This is a genomic window from Peribacillus sp. P4_C12, from assembly GCF_056402095.1.
The window spans coordinates 1-3,638 of the sequence record NZ_JBFUIB010000386.1 but is presented as its reverse complement, the minus strand read 5'-3'; the positions used below and the strand labels follow the sequence as shown (position 1 = coordinate 3,638).

General features: G+C 39.9%; 3 protein-coding genes. 1 reads left to right on the top strand and 2 read right to left on the bottom strand.

Annotation, left to right across the window (positions count from 1 at the left end; translation table 11 throughout):
- Together AC1DUW_RS23480 and AC1DUW_RS23475 are read right to left on the bottom strand one after the other, a co-directional pair.
- Positions 1 to 207, bottom strand: a 207-nt coding sequence (locus AC1DUW_RS23480; protein ID WP_477643584.1) for a twin-arginine translocase TatA/TatE family subunit, incomplete at its 3' end; no start/stop codon positions are given.
- Between the two features lie 84 nt (positions 208 to 291).
- Positions 292 to 2,040, bottom strand: coding sequence for an alkaline phosphatase D family protein (locus AC1DUW_RS23475; RefSeq protein WP_053345692.1), 1,749 nt, complete (start codon positions 2,038 to 2,040; stop codon positions 292 to 294).
- Between the two features lie 838 nt (positions 2,041 to 2,878).
- On the opposite strand from AC1DUW_RS23475, the gene AC1DUW_RS23470 reads away from it, so the two are divergent.
- On the top strand, positions 2,879 to 3,638 hold a 760-nt coding region (locus tag AC1DUW_RS23470), incomplete at its 3' end, for a YncE family protein (protein ID WP_477643583.1).

Genomic DNA, 3,638 nt, shown 5'->3' with positions numbered 1-3,638 from the left:
CACTTTATCAGAATTCAAAGGTGCAACCAAAGGATTAGTATCTGATTCAGATAAAGAGGAAGAAAAAGAGAGTAAGTCTGAAGTGACAGCTGTTGATAAAGTGCGTCCAAAAGCCCGACCGATTTCCGGAAGCTTGGAGGGTCCAAAAATGATTAGAGCAATAACGAGCACGATGACCAACCCAGGAATTCCGATATTTGAAAGCATTCTCAGACCCACTCCTTTTTAGATACTTTTCCATTTTATATATATTAACTATTATTAACCTTCAAGTATCACTCTGGATAACTATTAATTAGTGACTTTCCCCCGCTTGTTCATCCTTTGTTTTTCATGTGCACGATTATGGGCGCGCGTACGATCTTCTTCGACTTCATTAGTTTTTTGGACACCTTCAGCAACGATGGCTGATGATACTTTTCTGAGTCCAGCTTGATCCTTATCAAAAACAAAGGATGCTCTTGTTGAAATATCTGCCCCTGGTTCTGTTACGAATGGAACCACACGGTAATCCGCCCTCCATTGCTCTGGTGTTACCTTGCATCGGACGTACCCACGGTAATCATTGAAGAATTTAATATGTGGATTTTGGCTTAATATTTTGTCAGTATCTGCTCGTTTGTCTGCCCCGTTTCCACCAGATGTGATGGATGTACCGACAAATTCCACACCGAAAGTCTTTGAGTTTGGATCATTGAAATCAGTTTTTAAATTGGAAGCCCAGCTAGCATGTACATCACCTGTCAATACGACCAGATTTTCAATGTTTTTGCTTTTTACTACATCTATCAAACGGTCGCGTGCAGCCGGATAACCATCCCAAGAATCCATGCTATATTTTGGAGCAGTAGGTGTTCCATAATTCCGCTGTGCAAAGAATATCTGCTGAGGAAGCACATTCCACTTTGTTTTTGAATTCGAAAGATTCTCAGTTAGCCACTGCTCCTGCTCTGGTCCGAGTAATGACCGCTTCGGATCAAGAGACTCTGGCGTTTGYGGTGAGCTTCCATCGCCGTTTGCCTGATCATCACGGTATTGACGTGAATCAAGTACAAAGAAAGAAGCCAGATCGCCATATGAGAAATTCCGGTATAAACGCATATCAGCCCCCTTTGGCAATGACGATTTACGAAGAGGCATATGCTCGTAGTATGCCTGATAAGCAGCTGCCCTGCGTTTGATAAATGCCTCCACTGATTGTCCCTTTTCCGGAATTACATTTGCATAGTTGTTTTCAACTTCATGGTCATCCCATGTCACGACCCATGGGAATGCAGCATGCGCTGCTTTTAAATGTATATCAGAACGGTATTGAGCGTATCTGTTTCGATAGTCCTCAAGTGTAATAATCTCCGGACTGTTATGGACACGGACATTACCCGTAGATGAAACATATTCATTTGGACCGTACTCATATATGTAATCGCCAAGGTGAAAGACAAGATCAAGATCTTCTTTTGCCAAATGTTTATAAGCTGTATAATAGCCATGTTCAAATTGTTGGCATGAAACAAAAGCGAATGTCAGACTAGAAACACTGGAACCTAATAACGGAAGTGTTTTCGTTTTCCCTGTCTGGCTTACTTCCCCTCCACTTTTAAAACGGTAAAAATAAACCTTGTCCGGTTTTAACCCGCTTACTTCCACATGGACAGAGTGACCCAGTTCTGGCCTGGCTATTTCCTTGCCATTCTTTACAATTTTTCTAAAATGCTCATCCTTTGCAATTTCCCATTTAACTGAAACAGCTTCATTAGGCATTCCGCCGCCATTCAACGGATCTGGAGCCAACCTTGTCCATAAAACAACACTATCTGAGAGTGGATCACCAGACGATACACCAAGAGTAAATGGATAATCGCTGAATTTTGGGGCAGCATTTACCTCAATTCCTCCCATTGATTGCGCAAGGGCAAGACCCAATGAAAGTCCGGCAAGCTTACTCGCTCCCTGGATAAAGTTCCGGCGGTCCATATTTTTGCCTAAGCTTTCTTCGCTCCAATTTTTTATCAATTCATCCATAGCTTTTTCATTCTTCATTGATCTTTCCCTCCTATATAATTCTTTGAATCTGGTTTTAGTATAGGGGGACTTTTTAAAAGACATATTAAGGAATGTAAATCACTAATTTCCCAATCAGGTATTTAGATACAGGACTTTGGAATCCTATAAACAAAAAAACAATATGACCTTAACCATTCATTAATTAATTCCCATAATATCCTAGATAAGTTGACAGTCTTTTTTCCTAATTTTCTTTATAAATCCTTTATTTAATCGTTACAAATAAATAGGTTTAAGCTCGATTAGGTTGCATCTATTAATACTTCATATTATGTGATAATCGTATCTCAAAAACCGAAGGATACTGTCGTCGTTGAAGTTTTATTCCCCTCGATCTGCAAATCATTTTCGCACCCCAAACGACAAAATCTGGGCTTTCTGCTTTTTCTTTATTTCGCTTAATGACATTAACTTAAGTCCATGGCCAGAATTGCAGACTCACATATCATTTTTAGGTCAAATGTACGTGACTTTATTTTCCCTTTTCAGATAAGTGTAGAAGCTACCGTTTCCTGAAAGAGTCTATCAACATATCAAAATCGCAATTAAACTGGGTCCAATACAATTCACTCTACACATGAATCATAAATTTTTAATAATAATCAAACCAATATCCTCCTCTATACGTTTATTTATAGTAAAGGGAGCAAAATTACAGCTCGATTAAAAATTTCGAAGGAAGGTGGTTAAGAATCTGCTGCATATTGACATGTATTTAATTCTCCTGCTTATCAATCTCGCTTAAGGCTTAAAAAATCGTATTTTAACATTTATCAATAAAATAATTTCACGGGGTGAAGAAATGTTGAAAAAAATGAAGTTTATAAGTGTATGGATTATAGCCTTACTTTCTGTGGTTATTCTACCAAATGTAATTGGTGCTTCTTCTACTAAAAGTAAAATTCCAGTGTCAGAGACAGGCTTTGACACCCACATCACCAACAATTCCCTTGCCGTAAGTCCAGATGAGCAAATAGCAGTTGTCTCAGATAGCCGTGAACAATCCGTCCTAGTCTATGATCTTACAAAAGGCAAGCTGCGCAAAAAGATCGACGGCTTTGGTTCTCCGAGAAACATCGTGTTTATTGATGGCGGCTCCGAGTTTGTCGTCTCAGACAGCACGCTCGGTACGCTTCGTTTTTACAGCACAAAAAACTTCACCTTGAAAGATGAAGTCGTCGTTGGTCCAGGTGCATTCGGGACTGCTGTCAGCCCTGATGGAAAGATATTGTATGTGAACAATCAAGCACACAATTCTGTCACTGTCGTGGATTTGGAAAAACGAAAACCGATGGCCGTCATTACCGGTTTCGCCCAACCAAGACAAGGCATAAAAGTCTCTCCAGATGGAAAATACATCTTTGTCACGAACTTTCAAGGAGATAAAGTATCCATCGTTGATGCCGCAACACAGAAAATCATTCGTGAAATATCAGGTTTCTCTATGATTCGCGGAATTTCGATCACTGCTGATGGAGGTACATTGTATGCCGCGAACAGCGGACGTAACAGCATTTCCGCAGTTGATACACTTGACGGCAATATAAAGAGTGAAATCAAAGTGGGTAGTGAAC